The 17,852-nt window shown below is 66.7% G+C and carries 13 protein-coding genes; 2 read left to right on the top strand and 11 right to left on the bottom strand.

Annotation, left to right across the window (positions count from 1 at the left end; genetic code table 11):
• Nucleotides 1–96: 96 nt before the first annotated feature.
• The 8 genes from gshB to QYL93_RS15815 all read right to left on the bottom strand — a co-directional run bounded on the left by gshB (nt 97) and on the right by QYL93_RS15815 (nt 11,788).
• Nucleotides 97–1,056: a glutathione synthase gene (gene gshB / locus QYL93_RS15850; protein ID WP_305744534.1), complete on the bottom strand. Its 960-nt coding sequence runs from the start codon at nt 1,054–1,056 to the stop codon at nt 97–99.
• 74 nt (nt 1,057–1,130) lie between these two features.
• Nucleotides 1,131–2,318, bottom strand: a complete 1,188-nt coding sequence (locus QYL93_RS15845) for a benzoate/H(+) symporter BenE family transporter (protein WP_305744533.1) — start codon at nt 2,316–2,318, stop codon at nt 1,131–1,133.
• A gap of 79 nt (nt 2,319–2,397) precedes the next feature.
• The gene (locus tag QYL93_RS15840; protein WP_305744532.1) at nt 2,398–4,266 is read right to left on the bottom strand and encodes a potassium transporter Kup; all 1,869 of its coding nucleotides are present in this window, start codon (nt 4,264–4,266) and stop codon (nt 2,398–2,400) included.
• A gap of 191 nt (nt 4,267–4,457) precedes the next feature.
• The gene (gshA, locus tag QYL93_RS15835; protein ID WP_057205271.1) at nt 4,458–5,753 is read right to left on the bottom strand and encodes a glutamate--cysteine ligase; all 1,296 of its coding nucleotides are present in this window, start codon (nt 5,751–5,753) and stop codon (nt 4,458–4,460) included.
• A gap of 89 nt (nt 5,754–5,842) precedes the next feature.
• Complete coding sequence (locus QYL93_RS15830; RefSeq protein WP_305744531.1) at nt 5,843–7,309, bottom strand: TrkH family potassium uptake protein; 1,467 nt, start codon at nt 7,307–7,309, stop codon at nt 5,843–5,845.
• A 5-nt stretch (nt 7,310–7,314) separates the two neighbouring features.
• Nucleotides 7,315–8,769 carry a Trk system potassium transporter TrkA gene (gene trkA / locus QYL93_RS15825; RefSeq protein WP_305744530.1) on the bottom strand — a complete coding sequence of 485 codons (1,455 nt, stop codon included), beginning with the start codon at nt 8,767–8,769 and terminating at the stop codon, nt 7,315–7,317.
• A 69-nt stretch (nt 8,770–8,838) separates the two neighbouring features.
• Nucleotides 8,839–10,119, bottom strand: coding sequence for a glutamate-5-semialdehyde dehydrogenase (locus QYL93_RS15820; protein ID WP_305744529.1), 1,281 nt, complete (start codon nt 10,117–10,119; stop codon nt 8,839–8,841).
• A 115-nt stretch (nt 10,120–10,234) separates the two neighbouring features.
• Complete coding sequence (locus QYL93_RS15815; RefSeq protein WP_305744528.1) at nt 10,235–11,788, bottom strand: hypothetical protein; 1,554 nt, start codon at nt 11,786–11,788, stop codon at nt 10,235–10,237.
• A gap of 286 nt (nt 11,789–12,074) precedes the next feature.
• On the opposite strand from QYL93_RS15815, the gene QYL93_RS15810 reads away from it, so the two are divergent.
• A complete protein-coding gene (locus QYL93_RS15810; RefSeq protein ID WP_305744527.1) occupies nt 12,075–12,356 on the top strand; it encodes a hypothetical protein in 282 nt (93 codons plus the stop codon).
• 12 nt (nt 12,357–12,368) lie between these two features.
• On the opposite strand, the gene holA is transcribed toward QYL93_RS15810, so the two are convergent.
• Nucleotides 12,369–13,424: a DNA polymerase III subunit delta gene (gene holA, locus QYL93_RS15805; protein WP_305744526.1), complete on the bottom strand. Its 1,056-nt coding sequence runs from the start codon at nt 13,422–13,424 to the stop codon at nt 12,369–12,371.
• Between the two features lie 237 nt (nt 13,425–13,661).
• On the opposite strand from holA, the gene rocF reads away from it, so the two are divergent.
• Nucleotides 13,662–14,615: an arginase gene (gene rocF / locus QYL93_RS15800; RefSeq protein ID WP_305744525.1), complete on the top strand. Its 954-nt coding sequence runs from the start codon at nt 13,662–13,664 to the stop codon at nt 14,613–14,615.
• A gap of 2 nt (nt 14,616–14,617) precedes the next feature.
• On the opposite strand, the gene lptE is transcribed toward rocF, so the two are convergent.
• A complete protein-coding gene (gene lptE / locus QYL93_RS15795; protein WP_305744524.1) occupies nt 14,618–15,115 on the bottom strand; it encodes an LPS assembly lipoprotein LptE in 498 nt (165 codons plus the stop codon).
• A gap of 5 nt (nt 15,116–15,120) precedes the next feature.
• On the bottom strand, nt 15,121–17,832 hold the full coding sequence (gene leuS, locus QYL93_RS15790) for a leucine--tRNA ligase (protein WP_305744523.1): 2,712 nt from the start codon (nt 17,830–17,832) through the stop codon (nt 15,121–15,123).
• Nucleotides 17,833–17,852: the final 20 nt, after the last annotated feature.

Below are 17,852 nucleotides of genomic sequence, written 5' to 3'. Positions count from 1 at the left end.
TACCTTCTGCTGACCGACCAACTGAAGATCAGTGGTCTTGGTAGCGAAGCCCTCGACTATAGCATGAGTTTTTGGGCTGCCGGCAAAGTTGGCGACTTATCGCGCGGGCAGGGCAGCCAGCGCCGCCTCCAGCGCATCGATGAACAAGGCAGCCACGTCGCAGCCGGTCTGGTCGAAGATCTCCTGGAAGCAGGTGGGACTGGTGACGTTGATCTCGGTGACGCAGTCACCGATCACGTCCACGCCGGCCAGCAGCAGACCGCGCTCCTGCAGGATGGGGCCCAGGGCGTTGCCGATCTCCCAGTCGCGCTCGGACAGGGGGCGGGCCACACCCTTGCCGCCGGCCGCCAGGTTGCCACGCACTTCGGTGCCCTGGGGAATGCGCGCCAGGCAGAACGGCACGGGCTTGCCGCCGATGACCAGCACGCGCTTGTCGCCTTCGGAGATCTGGGGCAGGAATTTCTGCACCATCACGCTCTCGCGGCCGTCCTTGTTCAGTGTCTCGATGATGCTGCCCAGGTTCATGCCGTCCGGCCCCACGCGGAAGATGCCCATGCCGCCCATGCCGTCCAGGGGCTTCAGAATGATGTCCTTGTGCTCGGCGTGGAAGCTGCGGATGTCCGCCGGGTCGCGCGTGACCAGGGTGGGGCCGATGAACTGCGGAAACTCCATGATCGCCAGCTTTTCCGGGTGGTCGCGCAGCGCCCGGGGCTTGTTGAACACGCGGGCGCCATCGCGCTCGGCCTGCTCCAGCATGTGCGTGGCATAGAAGTATTCGCTGTCGAACGGCGGGTCCTTGCGCATCAGCACCGCGCCGAAGTCGGCCAGCACGGCGCTGCGCACGGGCTGCTCGGTGTACCAGTCTTGCGGGTGGCCGGTGAGCACGATGTCGCGCACGCGCGCCGTCACCTTGCCGCCGCGCACCCAGCTCACGTCCTGCGGGCCGCACACCGTGATGGTGTGGCCCCGGCGCTGGGCCTCGCGCATCATGGCGAAGGTGGTGTCCTTGTAGATCTTGAAACTGGCCAGCGGGTCGGCAATGAAGAGGATTTGCATGGGCGGGGCGTGGATGGGTGTGAAGAAGGCGTGCGTCCCCAGGGCCGGGACGGGCTCCATATAAGAGGAAGCCGTCAGCCGCCTTGGGGGCGCGAACGCCCGTACTGTTGCACAAATAGCGCAAGGCTGCCTGCGACCACGCCCCAGAAGGCCGATCCCACACCCGCCACCACCACGCCGCTGAGCGTGACCAGGAAGGTGATGAGCGCCGCTTCGCGGTGCCCCTCTTCGCGCAACGCCGTGGCCAGGCCATTGCCGATGGTGCCCAGCAGGGCCAGCCCGGCGATGGCCACCACCAGTTCGGAAGGGAACGCGGTGAGCAAGCCCGTGATGACCGCGCCGAACAGCCCGATCACCACATAGATGGCGCCGCAGGACACGGCGGCCGTGTAGCGGCGTGCGCGGTCTTCATGCGCCTCGGGCCCCATGCACATGGCTGCGGTGATGGCGCTGAAATTCAGGGCAAAGGCGCCAAACGGCGCGAGCACCAATGTGCCCAGCCCTGTGAGCGTGAGCAGGCGCGAGATCGGCAGCGGATAGCCCGAGGCGCGGATGACCGCCACGCCCGGCAGGTTCTGCGAGGCCATGGTCACCACGAACAGCGGGATGGCCAGGCTCACGGTGGCCGCCAGGCTGAACTCTGGCGTGGTCCACACCGGCGCGGCCAACGAGAGGTGTACGGCGGACCAGGCCATCTGCCCGCGCAAGGCCACCCAGGCAATGCCCACGGCCAGCGTGAGCACCACGGCATAGCGCGGCAGCAGCCGGCGACCGAGCAGGTAGGTGGCCAGCATCAGCAGCACCAGGGGCAGCGCCGTCTGCGCGGCGGTGAATGCCTGGATGCCGAAGCGCGCCAACACACCGGCCAGCAGCCCGGCCGCGATCTCCATGGGGATGCGGTTCATGATGCGCTCGAACCAGCCGGTGACTCCGCACAGCGTGATCAGCGCGGCGCTGACAATGAAGGCACCGATGGCCTCGGCCATGCCGAAGCGACCGGCCAGCCCTGCCGTGGCCAGCACGGCAGCGCCAGGCGTGGACCACGCGATCATGACCGGCATGCGCAACACCAGCGAGGGCACCAGGGAGCACAGCCCCATGCCCAGGCCCAGTGCCCATATCCAGGAGGTGACCTGCCCCGGCGTGGCGTGGAAGGCCTGCGCGGCCTGGAACACGATGGCCACCGAGCTGGTGAAGCCCACGAGCACGGCGACAAAGCCTGCGGTGAAAGCCGAAAGGCTCAGGTCTTTGAAAAATTGCATGGGCTGGATTCTGCATCGCGCACCGAAACGGTGCGCGGCGGGGGCTATCCGCCCCAAGAGGCACCACCCCTGGGAAGCGTCAGATCTCGATTTTCGAGCCCAGCTCCACCACCGCGTTGTTGGGCAGGTGCAGGAAGTCCGCCGCACCGCTGGCGTTGTGGTGCATCTGGGCGAAGAGCTTTTCGCGCCAGGGGGCCATGCCGCTGCCGATGGTGGGCACGACGGTGTCGCGCGAGAGAAAATAGCTCGTGGTCATGGGCTCCATGCCACAGCCGCGCCCGCGCAGTTGCTCCAGGGCGCGCGGCAGGTCGGGGTCGTTCTTGAAGCCGTAGTGCACCACCACCTGCCAGCAATCGTGGCCCAGGGCATCCACCTGCAGGCGCTTGTCCATGCCGATCCAGGGGACCTCGTGGCTCTTGACCGTCACGAACAGGTTCTGCTCGTGCAGCACCTTGTTGTGCTTGAGGTTGTGCAGCAAAGCATTGGGCACGACGCCCGTCTCGGCCGTGAGGAACACCGCAGTGCCTTCCACGCGCGTGGGCGGGCTGATGAACACCGACTCCAGGAAGTCCTTGAGGTCGAGGGCATCGGCGCGCAGCTTGTCGTTGACCAGATGGCGCCCTTGCTTCCAGGTCATCATCAGCGTGAAGACGACGCCCCCGATCATGAGCGGGAACCAGCCACCCGCGAACAACTTGAGCATGTTGGAGGCAAAGAAGGCCAGATCCACCACGAAGAAGCAGCCCGTGGCGGCCACGCACAGTGCCAAGGGGTAACCCCAGCCATAGCGGATCACGAAGAAGGTCAGCGTGGTGGTGATCAGCATGTCCAGCGTCACGGCGATGCCGTAGGCGGCGGCAAGGTTGCTCGACGAGCGGAACATCACCACGGCCAGCACGATGGCCACGAACAGGCCCCAGTTCACGAGGGGGATGTAGATCTGCCCCGTGTCGCGCACGCTGGTGTGCTGGATGTTCAGGCGCGGCAGGTAACCGAGCTGAATGGCCTGCTTGGTCACGCTGAAGGCGCCGGTGATCAGCGCCTGCGAGGCAATCACCGTGGCCAGTGTAGCCAGCACCACCAGAGGCAGCAGCGCCCAGTCGGGCGCCATCATGAAGAATGGATTTTTCACTGCCTCGGGCTGGGCCAGCAACAGCGCGCCCTGACCGAAGTAGTTGAGTACGAGTGCCGGCATGGCCACGCAGAACCAGGCCAGGCGGATAGGCCGCTTTCCGAAGTGCCCCAGGTCGGCGTACAAGGCCTCGGCCCCGGTCACGCACAGCACCACGGCGCCCAGGATGATGAAGCTGGTGCCCGGGTTGGCGAGCATGAAGCCCAGCGCATAGTGCGGGCTCATGGCCCAGAGGATCTCGGGGTGGGTGACGATGTGGGATACGCCCAGGACCGCCAGGGTCGAAAACCAGACCAGCGTGATGGGCCCGAAGAACTTGCCGATGCCGCTCGTGCCGCGCTTTTGCACCATGAACAGGCAGAACAGCACCACAAGGGTCAGCGGGATCACGTACTGCTTGAAGTGCGGCGAGACCACCTCCAGCCCCTCTACCGCCGAGAGCACCGAGATCGCCGGGGTGATGACCCCATCGCCATAGAACAGCGAGGTGCCGAAGATGCCCACCCCCAGCAGCACGCTGCGCAGACGGGGTTTGTCCTTCACCGCCTGGGAGGCCAGGGCCAGCATGGCGATCAGACCGCCTTCGCCGTTGTTGTCGGCGCGCAGCACCAGCACCACGTACTTCAGGGAGACGATGACCGTCAGGGTCCAGAAGAGGATGGACAGGATGCCGTAGATGTTGTCCTGGGTAAAAGGCACATGGCCGGACCCGAACACTTCCTTGAGCGCATACAGCACACTGGTGCCGATATCACCGTAGACAACACCGATGGCGCCCAGCGTGAGCGCTGCGAGCGAGGATTTGGAGCTTTGCACTGACCGCGCCCGGCACACGTGGCTGCCGGGGTTCCGTTACTTTTGGGAACGCTATTGTGCTCCTGCGCTGGTGCAGCGGTGCACCAGCCCGGGGCATGTTGCAGCGCAGCAACTGCCCTCTGGCGCCTTGCGGACAGACGTGGCAGGCGGGTGTCCTGCGGCTTTGGGTCGTCGTCTTTAGAGAGAAAACCTCAGTCGTAGACTTCGGCGTCCGGGTTGGTGGCTTCCAGTTCATAGCTGGCGGCCAGCATCGCCAGGCGCGCAACCACGCCATACATGTAAAAGCGGTTCGGCGCGCTCACCCCGGGGCGCATGCCCGGCTGGGGCATGTGCGTGCTGTGCTCGAAGGCCAGGGGCACGAAGCTGGCGCCCGGCGCGTTCAGGTTCTCGTCGATGCCGCGCTCGGCATGCATGCGGTAGAAACCACCCACCACGTAGCGGTCCATCATGTAGACCACGGGCTCGGCCACGGCGTCGTTCACCCGCTCCTGGGTGAGCACGCCTTCCTGAATGATCACGTCGTTGACCACCTGGCCGTCCTTGATGACGGCCATCTTGTTGCGCGTCTTGCGGTTGATCGCGTCCAGCTCCTTGGCGTCACGCACAGTCATGATGCCCATGCCGTAGGTGCCGTTGTTGGCCTTGACGATCACGAACGGCTTCTCGTTGATGCCGTATTCCTTGTACTTGCGGCGCACCTTGGTCAGCAGCGCATCCACGTGCGTCTGCAGGTTCTCCATGCCGGCGCCTTCGGAGAAGTCCACGTCACCGCACTGGCTGAACATGGGATTCACCAGCCAGGGGTCGATGCCCAGCATCTTGCCGAAGCGCTTGGCCACCTCTTCGTAGTTCTTGAAGTGGGTGCTCTTCTTGCGCACGCTCCAGCCGGCATGCAAAGGCGGGAGCAGGTACTGCTCGTGGATGTCTTCCAGAATTCCCGGCGCGCCTGCAGTGAGGTCATTGTTCAGCAGGATGGTGCAGGGGTCGAAGTCCTTGAGCCCCAGGCGGCGCTTGGTGCGCACCACGGGCTCCAGCGTCACCGTGTCGCCATTGGGCAGCTCGATCAGGGTGGGCTTCTTGATCTCGGGGCTGATGGAGCCCACGCGCACGTTGAGGCCGGCCATGTTGAAGATGCGCTGCAGCTGCACCACGTTCGACAGGTAAAAGGTGTTGCGCGTGTGGTTCTCGGGAATGATCAGCAGGTTGCGCGCCTCGGGGCAGATCTTCTCGATGGCGGCCATGGCAGCCTGCACGGCCAGCGGCAGCATCTCCTTGGTCAGGTTGTTCCAGCCGCCGGGAAACAGGTTGGTATCGACCGGGGCCAGCTTGAAGCCGGCATTGCGGATGTCCACCGAGGTGTAGAACGGCGGGGTGTGCTCCATCCACTCCAGCCGGAACCAGCGCTCGATGGCGGGCATGGAGTCGAGCACGCGCTGCTCGAGTTCGTTGATCGGCCCGGTAAGGGCCGTGATGAGATGCGGAACCATGGGGAGCCCTCAGAGGAGACGGTAACGATTGCAATCCATTGTAGGGTTGGGGCGTGACCGGTTCTTCGCAAGCCCGGGCCCGCTTTCTTTCAGCGCCGCCAGAACGACGGGGTCAGCAGCGCCATGAAACTCAGGATTTCGAGCCGCCCGAGCAGCATGGCAAAGGTGCAGACCCAGATCTGGAAGTCGGTGAGCACCGCGAAATTCGCTGCCGGCCCCACGCCGCCCAGGCCCGGCCCCGCGCAGTTGACGCTGGCCAGCACCGCCGAAAACGCGGTCACCGGGTCCAGGTCGGTCAGCAGCAGCAGCATGCTCAGCCCGAAGACCGTGCCGCCGTACACCAGCATGAAGGCCAGCACGGAGAAGATCACGCGGTTGTCCACCACGCCGCCGCCCAGGCACACCGGCTGCACGGCGCGCGGATGCACCAGGCGGTTCATCTCGCGGCGTGCCTGCTTGACCAGGATGAGCATGCGCACCATCTTGATCCCGCCGCCGGTCGATCCCGCGCTGGTGGCCACGCCCGACAGCAGCAGCATGAGCACAGGGGCAAACACCGGCCAGGCCAGATAGTCCACCGTGGCATAGCCGGTGGTGGTGGCCAGCGAGATCGTGTTGAACATGCCGTGGCGCAAGGCATCGAGCGGCGCGTACACCCCCTTGGCCCAGAGCAGCAGTGACACCACCAGCCCGCCGCCGGTCAGCGCGAACAGCGTGGCACGCAGCTCCGGATCCGTCCAGAAGCCGCGCCAGTGCCCCTTGCGAAAGGCCACGAAGTACAGCGCGAAGTTGCAGCTGGCAACCAGCATGAAGAAGATGCAGATCGCTTCGAGCAGCGGCGACTGGAAGTGCCCGAAGCTGGCATCGTAAGAAGACAGGCCGCCCAGGCTCACCGTGGTGAACATGTGCATCAGCGCATCCAGCGGCGCCATGCCGGCGAGCCAGTAGGCCAGGCCGCAGGACACGGAGAACAGCGCATACACCCCCCACAGGCCCTTGGCCGTGCCGGTCATGCGCGGCGTGAGCTTGGCATCCTTGAGCGGGCCGGCGGCCTCGGCCTTGAACAGCTGGCTGCCGCCTACGCCCAGCAGGGGCAATACGGCCACCGCCAGGATCAGGATGCCCATGCCCCCCACCCACTGCAGGAAGGTGCGCCAAACGTTGACTGACACCGGCAGCGTGTCGAGCCCGCTGAGCACCGTGGAGCCGCTCGTGGTCAGGCCCGACACGGCCTCGAAATAGGCGTGCGTGAACGACATGGGGCGCCCGATGTAGTGCCCCGCCAGCATCAGCGGCAGGGCTGCGGCCAGTGGCAGCAGCATCCAGACCAGCGACACCAGCATGACCCCGTGGCGCGGCTGCAGCTCATGGCGAAAGTGGCGCAGGCGCCACCAGAGCCAGGCGCCGGCCATGAAGGTGGCGCCCATGGCCTGTGGATACACCTGCCAGATGCCATCGCGCGTCCACAGCGAGACGGCCAGCGGCAGCCCCATGGTCAGCGAGAAGATCATGGCCAGGATGCCCAGCACGCGCAGGACGGGAAACAGGTCCACCATGGCGTTCAGAAAAAGGTGGCGCTCACACGGAACAGCTTTTCCACCTCGCGCACCAGCCGCTTGTGCGGCAGGAAGAACACCACGTGGTCGTTGCTCTCGATCACCGTGGAGCTGCGCGGAATGATGACCTGAGGCTCGCGCAGGTCCTCGGGCGAGACATCGGTCGAATCGGGCAGGCCGCGCACGATGAGGCCCATGTGCACCTCGCCGGGCAACTGCAGTTCGCTGACCTTGCGGCCCACCACGCGCGAGCTCTTGCGGTCGCCACGGGCGACGATCTCCAGCGCCTCGGCCACGCCCCGGCGCAGGCTGTGCACGGCCTGCACATCGCCTTGGCGCACATAGGCCAGCAGCTCGCCAAGCATGGCCTGCGCGGGCGACAGCGCAATGTCGATCTGCGTGCCATGCATCAGGTCGGCGTAGCTGCGCCGGTTGATCAGCGCCAGCACCCGGCGAGCCCCCATGCGCTTGGCCAACAGGCAGGACATGATGTTGTTCTCATCATCGTCGGTGAGCGCCAGGAAGAGGTCGATCTCTTCGATGTTCTCGTCGCCCAGCAGGTCCTCGTCAGTGGCGTCGCCCTGCAGCACCAGCGTGTCCGAAGGCAGCAGGGACGCCAGCTCGGTACAGCGCTGCATGTCGCCTTCGACAATTTTCACGCGAAAGCGCCCGGCCTGTTTCGCCAGCTGGCGCGCCAGCCGCAGGCCCACGCGCCCGCCGCCGGCGATCATGATGCGGCGCACAGGCTGCACGGCCGTCGCCCCGCGTCGGTGCAATGCGGCGAGCACGTGCGCGATGTGCTCGCTGGCCGCGAGCACGAACACCTCGTCGCCAGGCTCGATGCGCGTGTTGCCGTCGCAGGCCACGAAGCGGTCGGGCTCGTCGGGAAAGCGCCGGTAGATGGCCACGATGCGTACCGCCACGTCGGGTGCGCCGGCACGCAGTTCGGCAATGGTGTGGCCCACCATGGGCGCCCCGGTCCGCGCGCGCACCGAGGCCAGGCAGGCCCGGCCGCCCGCGAACTCGCGCACCTGCATGGCCTCGGGGTACTCGATGAGCTTGCCGATGTAGCGGGTGAGCGATTCTTCGGGGCAAATGATGCGGTCCACCGCAAAACCCTCGGGGCCCACCAGCCGCTCGTCGTTGTCGAACCCCGAGGAGCGCACGCGCGCGATGCGCGTGGGGATATTGAACACGATCTGCGCGATCTTGCAGCACACAAGGTTGGTCTCGTCCTGCGCGGCACAGGCGATCAGCAGGTCGGTGTCGTGCGCGCCGGCCTCGGCCAGCACGGCCGGGTCGATGCCGTTGCCCGCCACGCCACGCAGGTCGAAACGCGACTCCAGGTCGCGCAGGCGCTCGCCATCGGTGTCGATGACGGTGATGTCGTTGCGCTCGGAGACCAGGCTCTCGGCCACGCTGTGGCCGACACGGCCGGCACCCAGGATGATGATTTTCACGGGAGGATGATGGGTACAGGCGGCGGGCGCGTCAAGCCGGCTGCCGCAAGCGGCAGTCGGGAAGGGGCATCAGCCGCGCACCTCGCCTTCGCCCAGCACCACGTACTTGAGCGAGGTCAGGCCCTCAATGCCCACGGGGCCACGGGCATGGAACTTGTCGGTGCTGATGCCGATCTCGGCGCCCAGGCCGAACTCGAAGCCATCGGCAAAGCGGGTGCTGGTGTTGACCATCACACTGGCCGAATCCACCTCGCGCAGGAAGCGCTGGGCGTGCACATGGTTGGTGGTCAGGATGGCGTCGGTATGGTGCGACGAATAGTGGTTGATGTGCGCGATGGCTTCGTCCACACCCTCCACCACCTTGATGCTGATGATGGGCGCCAGGTATTCCTCGGACCAGTCCTGCTCGGTGGCATCGACCAGCCTGGCGCCAGCCACCGAGGCCAGCAGGGTGCGGCTCTCGGGGCAGACGCGCATCTCCACACCCTTGGCGGCGTACACAGCGCCAATCAACGGCAGGAACTCGGGCGCCACGCCGCGCGCGACCAGCAGGCCTTCGCTGGCATTGCAGGGGCTGTACTTCTGCGTCTTGGCGTTGTCGGCCACCTTGACGGCCATGGCCACGTCGCAGGGGTCGTCCACGTAGGTGTGGCAATTGCCGTCCAGGTGCTTGATGACGGGCACCTTGGCATCGCGGCTGATCCGCTCGATCAGGCCCTTGCCACCGCGCGGGATGATCACGTCCACGAACTGCGGCATGGCGATGAGCTGGCCCACGGCCTCGCGGTCGGTGGTCTGCACCAGCTGCACCGCGTCCTGCGGCAGGCCGGCCTCGGCCAGCGCCAGCTGCACCAGGCGCGCCAGCGCCTTGTTGGAGTCGATGGCCTCCGAGCCGCCACGCAAAATGCAGGCATTGCCGCTCTTGATGGAGAGGCTGGCGGCCTCGATGGTCACGTTGGGGCGGCTCTCGTAGATCATGCCGAACACGCCGATGGGCACGCGCATCTGCCCCACGCGGATGCCGCTGGGCTGCTGCTTCATGCCGATGATCTCGCCGATCACGTCGGCCATGGCGGCCAGCTGTTCGCAGCCTTCGGCGCAGGTGTCGAGCACCTTGGGCGTGAGTTTCAGGCGGTCGACCAGCGGTTCGGCCAGGCCGGCGGCGCGGGCACGTTCGAGGTCGCGGGCGTTGTCCACCTGCAGTGCGGCGGTGTGTTCGCGCAGCAGGCGCGCCAGGGACCGAAGTGCCTTGTTCTTGACGGCCGCAGGCGCGCGCGCCATGAGGGCGGAGGCGGCCTTGGCCTGGGATCCGAGGGTGTGCGTGTATTCAGCCACGTTGAGCGCGTTCATGGCACAGATTCTCGCAGAAGCGCCCTGCCCCTGCGCACCCAGGGGCAGGGCATGCGGGCCATGCTCCCGGGTGGGTGCCGCGCCCCGCGCCGACACCCGCACCGGTTCCAGGCGCTTAGTTCAGCGTATGGACGACCTGGTAGCGGCCCGCGCGGACCATCTCCGCAGCGGCCGAGGCATCGTCGCCCACACCGTAGCCCACCACCAGTTGCACGCCCTCCAGCCCGCTGAAGTTCACGCCGGAGGCTTTGCGCACGGGCACCGTGCGGGGCAGCGGGCCGCCCAGGTAGGCCGGCACGGCGCCGCCGGTGTAGGGCGCCCAGCCGTTCGGGCCGAGGAACAGCAAGGTCGACCCCGCGAGCGCGGCCACGTAGACGCGGCCCGTCTTGCCGCGGTGCAATGTCGAGACCGTGGCGCCCACGTCCACCGTCACATTGCTCAGGGGGCCGGTCTGCCCGCCAGAGAAAGTGCCGGTGGCCTCGCCCACCCGGCCCGCATCGAACGCCGCCCCGTTGGCCTGCATCACGCGCACGGGGGCGGTAGTTTTGTCGGTGCCGCCCAGGTTGGTGCCTTTGCCCCAGATCCAGACGCTGCCGTCCGTTCCAATCACGCCGGAGATCGCCGAGCCAGCCGCTGCTGCAACCACAGGCGGCAGGCCCGCAATGTGCGCGATCTTGGGTACTTCGGTCGAGGGGTTGACCAGGGTGCCGTCACCAAGCTGGCCGGCACTGTTGACGCCGCAGGCATGCACGGCGCCGTCGGCATCGACGAACAGGGTGTGGCCGTCGCCGGGCTCGATCTGCTGGATGCGCGACAGGCCCTGGATGGGCGAGATGTCGATCAGTGCGTAGCCCCCATTCTGGATACCCTTCTGGCCGCAGTAGGGGGCATTGGTCGATGCCTGGCCCCAGACGGCGACGGTGCCGTCGCTCTTGAGCGCGTAGTACTGGCCGGAGATGTTGATGGAGGTCGAGGCCACGGCTTGCACGGTGCCCAGGGCGTCGATCACGACCGGCGCCGTGGCGGTGCCGGCAACAGGGGCCAGTGCCTTGTTGCCGTTGGCTCCCCAGGCGACCACCTTGCCGTCCTGGCGCAGTGCGAGCACGGCTGCATCCGATGCGCTCACCGCCACGGCGCCCTGCGCGCCTGCCACCAGGCGGGGCACGGGGTTGCCGCCGCCACTGGTCTGGCCGGTACCCAGTTGCGCCGTGCTGTTGCTGCCCCAGGCGTACACCTGGCCCGCCGCGTCGGTGGCAAAGGCTGCCGCGGTATCGGTGCCGGCATTGATGCTGACGATGTTCGACAGGCCGTTGATCTGCACCGGCACGCTGGTGCCGCTGCCGCCGGTGCGGCCACCGGAGTTGTCGCCCCAGGCCCATACGGTGCCATCGGCCTTGAGGGCCATCGAGAACGAGCCCCGTGCCACCACCTGGACCACGTTTTGCAGCGTGGGGATCTGCGTGGGCACCGTGCGAGTGCTGCCGCCCAGGCCCAGTTGTCCGCCGCCGTTGTAGCCCCAGGCCCAGACCGTGCCATCCGCACGCAGGACCAGGGCATGGTCGTAGCCCATGGAAATGGCAGGCTGCACGGCCTGGGCGGAGGTCATCGCGAAAGCGGAGCACAGCACGGCCGCACCCAGGGCAGCGGCGGTGCGCAAAGACTTCTTCATCATCGGATACTTCATCGGTTCCCTCGATAAGAATAAAAAAGAAAATGGAATCCACCGTTCAGAGCCTGCAAGGGCTCCATGAACAAGCGGTGTTGCAGCCATTCCATCCTCCAGATGCCGGGCTGCGACCCGCCTGGCTGCGAGTCTGCCGACGGCCGGCTTTGCAAACAATGGTGTCTGGCGCAGGCCGGCGGGGCAGGCGTGAACTTGTGCACGAACCCTGGACGGAAAAACGCACGGTCGTGCATGCGCCGGGTCTCCAGGTCCTTTCGCCGATACTTGGGGCATGGCTGCAGAACACGATCAACTCACCACATTGCAAGGCGCCCTGGCGCGTTTCAGCGAGGGCGCGGCCAGTGCAGCGTCCTTGAGCGAGCTGGCGCGCGGACAGGCGCAATTGCTGGCGGCGCTGCCGCCGCGCTACAGCGAGGTGCTGCTGAACCTGCTGGACCGGCTCGAATCGAGCGCGCTGTTCTCCGAAGAAAGCTGCTCATTCAGCCAGAAGGATCTGGTGGCCAATCTGCAGATGTGGGTGGACAAGGCGCGAGGCACGCTGGACGCGCGCTGAACGCAGTGCGGGTTACTTTGCCGAACTTGTCAGCCTGCAAAGCTGCAGCGCCAGGCGCTGCAGGGCCTGCCAGCCATCGGTGGGCCAGTCGGGCGACTTGAGGCCCTTGACGATGCCGTCCACGGTGTGGGCCGATTGCAGCAGGCGTGCCAGCGCCGCATCGCTGGCCTTGGGCAGGATGCGCTCGAACAGGCGCTCCTTGGGACCCCAGATGCGGTTTTCGCGCAGGGCCATGGGCAGGGGGCGTCCGGCATTCATCGAATCCTTCACACGTTTCAGGGCGCGGATATCCTCGGCCAGGGCCCAGTGCACCAGCACTTCGGCCTCGCCCTCGGCCTGCAGGCCGTCGAGCATGCGCTGCACGCGGCCGGTGTGGCCGGCCAGCACCGATTCGGAGAGTTTGAACACGTCGTAGCGCGCCACGTTGAGCACGGCGGCTTCCACCTGGGCCTGCGTGAGCTCGCCAGGCGGGTGCAGCAGCGCCAGCTTCTGGATTTCCTGGTGCGCGGCGAGCAGGTTGCCCTCCACCCGGTCGGCAAAGAACTGCAGCGTGCGCTGGCCTTCTTCGCCCGCCACCACGCGCTGGCCCTGGGTGGCCAGGCGCTGGGCGATCCACTGCGGCAGCACACCGCGCTCGATGGGGTCGATCTGGATCGAGGTGCCGTTGGCTTCGAGTGCGGCGAACCACGCCCCGGTGCGGGTGGCCTTGTCCAGGCGCGGCAGCATCACTAGCGTGAGCGTGCTGTCGTTGCCCTTGGCGGCCTCGGCAATCTGCTGCAGCGCCACGCTGCCATCCTTGCCAGGCTTGCCCGAGGGCACGCGGATCTCCACGATCTGCTTGTCGGCAAACAGGCTCAGGGAGCCGCCGGCCGCGAGCACGGCACTCCAGTCAAAGTGGGCACCCGCTACCGTGTAGGAGCTGCGCTCGGTATAGCCCTGGGTACGCGCCGTGGCGCGGATGGCGTCGGCCGCCTCCTGCTGCAGCAGGGCTTCGTCTCCATGCAGGACATACAGTGGCGACAAGGCCCGTTGGAGGTGGGTGGAGAGTTGGGCCAGGGCGACTTGCATGGGGCAAAGTCTATCGCTCCCGGAGTGCGCGCCGCACCATCCCACGAAGCGATACACCGATCACACTGGGCAAACTGCCAGTGCGCCCCTGCAAATTGATCGGTTTACTGCAAGAATTGCACAGGCCTCTGGCTTTCCATTGCGCGTGCGCAGACCCACAATAACGGTCCGCAATGCTGCGGCGCTATCCGTGCCGCAGTGGCTTGCCCGACCACCACCCCACAAAGGCCTTTTCGCATGACCATCTCCCCTGCCCAGCAGCTTGCCGCCAGCCTGATCGGCGCCCCTACCGACATCGGTGCTGGCGCGCGCGGCGCCTCCATGGGCCCCGAAGCCCTGCGCGTGGCAGGGCTGCAGGCGGCCCTGGAACGGCACGATCTGCAGGTGGTGGACCGCGGCAACCTGAACGGCCCGGCCAACCCCTGGCAGCCGCCGGTGGATGGCTATCGCCACCTGCCTGAGGTGGTGCAGTGGAACCGGTTGGTGTTCGACGCGGTGTATGCCGAGTTGCAGCAGGGCCGCCTGCCCATCCTGCTGGGCGGTGACCACTGCCTGGGCCTGGGCAGCATCAGTGCGGTGGCGCGCCACTGTGCCGACACAGGCAAGAAGCTGCGCGTGCTGTGGCTCGACGCCCACGCCGACTTCAACACCAGCGCCCTGACCCCGAGCGGCAATGTGCACGGCATGCCCGTGGCGTGCCTGTGCGGCCTGGGCCCGCCCGAGCTCACCGGCCTGGCCGACATGCCCGGCGGCGGCCCGGCACTGCGGCCGCAGCAGGTGCGCCAGATCGGTATCCGCAGCGTGGACGCAGGCGAAAAGCGCCTGGTGCACGAACAGGGGCTGGAAGTGTTCGACATGCGCGCCATCGACGAGATCGGCATGCGCCAGGCCATGCAGCAGGCCCTGGCCGGCATGGACGACAAGACCCACCTGCACGTAAGCTTCGACGTGGACTTCCTCGACCCGGCCATTGCCCCCGGCGTGGGCACCACAGTGCCCGGAGGACCCACCTACCGCGAGGCCCAGCTGTGCATGGAGATGATCGCCGACAGCGGGCGCCTAGCGTCGCTGGACATCATGGAACTGAACCCGGCCCTGGATGTGCGCAACCAGACGGCGGAGGTGGCCGTGGACCTGGTCGAATCACTGTTCGGCAAGAGCACGCTCATGCGCGTGCCCCCGCTGAAATAACTTCAGCGCTTGACGACTGCGAGCCGGCGCAGCAACTGCTGCACGATGTCGGTCTGCATGTTGCGGTACAGCAGCGCCTCTTCGGCCTCCTTGGCCAGGGCGATGGTTTCGTTGTAGCTGATGTCGCGCTGTTGCAGCAGTTCGGTCTCGGGCAGGAGTTCGGCGCCGGTGGAGCTGCGCACGCGAAACTTCACGCGCAGCCGCAGCTGCAGCTCGCGCACCTGGCCCGAGGCGTTCTGCCCCACGACCACGCGCTCGCGCTGCTCGGACAGCAGCTCCAGCCCGACCTGGGCCTTGGGCAGGTCGGCCATGTCGCGCAGCACCGTGAGCTTGGAGCCGGACCCATCCAGCGTGCGCTGCAGCTCGCGCGCCAGCGTCGAGCTGGGCGCTGCGGCGATGAACAAGGTATCGAACGAGAACTCGGGCACGCCGCGCAGGCGGAACCCGCAGGCCGCGAGCAGTGCGGCAGGTGCCAGCGTGAGCAGTGTGCGTTTGTTCATCATGTTCAGACCACCACGTTCACCAAGCGCCCCGGCACCACGATCACGCGCTTGGGCGCGGCCCCGGCGGCCTGAGCGATGAAGGCCTCGCTGGCCAGCGCAACACGCTCGATCTCGGCCTTGTCGGCCTGGGCCGGCACGAGGATGGAGCCGCGCAGCTTGCCGTTGACCTGCAGCATGAGCTCGATCTCGTCCTGCACCAGCGCACTGGCATCGACCTGGGGCCAGGGCGCATCGAGCAGCTCGCCCAAAGCGCCGGCATAGCCCAGCGTGGTCCACAGCGTGTGGGCGATGTGGGGCGTGGCGGGGTACAGGCTGCGCAGCAGGATGCCGAAGCCCTCGATCAATGCCACCTGGGCGCCGGCCGAGTCGGTGGCCTTGAAGTCCTCAAGCGCGTTGATCATCTTCATCGCGCCCGAGACCACCGTGTTGTACTGCATGCGCTGGTAGTCGTAGTCCACCTGCTTGAGCACTGTATGGATCTCCAGGCGCAGGGCCTTGGCCTCCTTGCCGAACTGCACGTCGGCCAGGCTGGTGGCCCCGGCCACGCTGGCCAGCGCCGCATCGCGGTCGATGGCGGCGAGCTTGAAGCCGAAGTTCCACACGCGGCGCAGGAAGCGGTAGCTGCCTTCCACGGCGGCGTCGTTCCACTCCAGCGTGGCCTCGGGCGGGGCCGTGAACATGGTGTACAGGCGGGCCGTGTCGGCACCGTACCTGGCGATCAGGTCCTGCGGATCAACACCGTTGCGCTCGGTCTTGCCCATCTTGCCGACGCCGCCGTATTCGAGCAGCAGGCCTTGAGCGAACCGGCCCTCGGCCTCGTTCAGCTTGCCGCCGGTGATGCGGCCCTGGGCATCCAGCACGGGGGTCACGCCCTCGGGCGGGAAGTAGCTCTTGCCACCCTTCTCGTCGCGCGTGAAGTAGATGTGGTTGAGCACCATCCCCTGTGTGAGCAGGTGGGCAAAAGGTTCGTCGACCGTCACCAGCCCCAGGTCGCGCATGACCTTGGTCCAGAAGCGCGCGTACAGCAAATGCAGGATGGCATGCTCGATGCCGCCGATGTACTGGTCCATGCCGGCACCACCGGTGGCGGCCTGCTGGTCGCGCATCCAGTAGGCCGTGCCGTCGGCCACCATGGCATCGTCGTTCTTCGGGTCGCAGTAGCGCATGAAGTACCAGGAGCTGTCCACGAAGGTGTCCATGGTGTCGGTCTCGCGCCGCGCGGCCTTGCCGCAGACGGGGCAGACCACGCCTGCGTGAAAGCCCTCGTGCTTGTGCAGCGGGTTGCCGGATCCATCGGGCACGCAGTCGGTGGGCAGCACCACCGGCAGGTCCTTCTCGGGCACGGGCACGGCGCCGTGTTCATCGCAGTGGATGATGGGAATGGGCGTGCCCCAGTAGCGCTGGCGCGAAACGCCCCAGTCGCGCAGGCGCCAGGTGGTCTTGGTTTCGCCCAGGCCCTTGGCCTGCAGCGCGTGGGCCACGGCGGCCACGGCCTCCTTGTAGCCCATGCCGCTGAAGCTGTCGGAGTTGATGGTCACGCCGCGCTGCTTGTCGCCGTACCAGTCGTTCCACTGGTGGTAGTCGAAGTGCTCGCCGTCCACCAGCACCACCTGCTTGATTTCCAGGTCGTACTTGAGGGCGAAGGCAAAGTCGCGCTCGTCGTGCGCGGGCACGCCCATCACGGCACCGTCGCCATAGCCCATGAGCACGTAGTTGCCCACCCACACCGGGATCTGCTCGTCGGTGATGGGGTGCGTCACGAACAGGCCCGTGGGCTGGCCCTTCTTTTCCTGCGTGGCGAGCTCGGCCTCGGTCGTGCCGCCGCTTTTGCATTCCTCGATGAAGGCCGCCAGAGCCGGGTTGCTGCGTGCCGCATGGGTCGCGAGCGGGTGCTCGGGCGCCACGGCGCAGAAGGTCACGCCCATGATGGTGTCGGCACGAGTGGTGAAGACGTACATGCGGCCATCGCCGATCAGCGCGCCATCGTCGCCCCGGATGTCGTGCGGGAAGGCGAAGCGCACGCCTTCGCTCTTGCCGATCCAGTTCTCCTGCATGAGCTTGACGCGCTCGGGCCAGCCAGGCAGCTTGTCGCCGGTCACGAAGTCCAGCAGCTCTTCGGCGTAGTCGGTGATCTTCAGGTAGTAGCCGGGGATCTCGCGCTTTTCCACCGTGGCGCCGGTGCGCCAGCCCTTGCCGTCGATGACCTGCTCGTTGGCCAGCACGGTCTGGTCCACCGGGTCCCAATTCACGACCTGGGTCTTGCGGTAGGCGATGCCCTTGTCCAGCATCTTCAGGAAAAGCCACTGGTTCCAGCGGTAGTACTCGGGGTCGCAGGTGGCGACTTCGCGCGACCAGTCGATGGCCAGGCCCATGGCCTGCATCTGCGTCTTCATGTACGCGATGTTCTCGTACGTCCACTTCGCGGGCGGCACGCCGTTCTTGAGCGCCGCGTTCTCGGCCGGCAGGCCGAAGGCGTCCCAGCCCATGGGCATGAGCACGTTGTGGCCGTTCATGCGCAGGTAGCGCGTGAGCATGTCGTTGATGGTGTAGTTGCGCACATGGCCCATGTGCAGCTTGCCGCTGGGGTAGGGCAGCATCGAGCAGGCGTAGAACTTCTTCTTGTTCGCGTCTTCCGTCACGCGGTAGGCATCGCGGGCGGTCCAGTGGTCTTGCGCGGCGCGCTCAACCTCTTGGGGAGAGTATTTGTCTTGCATGGAGGCTCGGGTCAGAATGG

This window comes from Acidovorax sp. A1169 (assembly GCF_030704685.1).
GTDB lineage: Bacteria > Pseudomonadota > Gammaproteobacteria > Burkholderiales > Burkholderiaceae_C > Acidovorax.
This window is presented reverse-complemented; position numbering and strand designations above follow the sequence as displayed.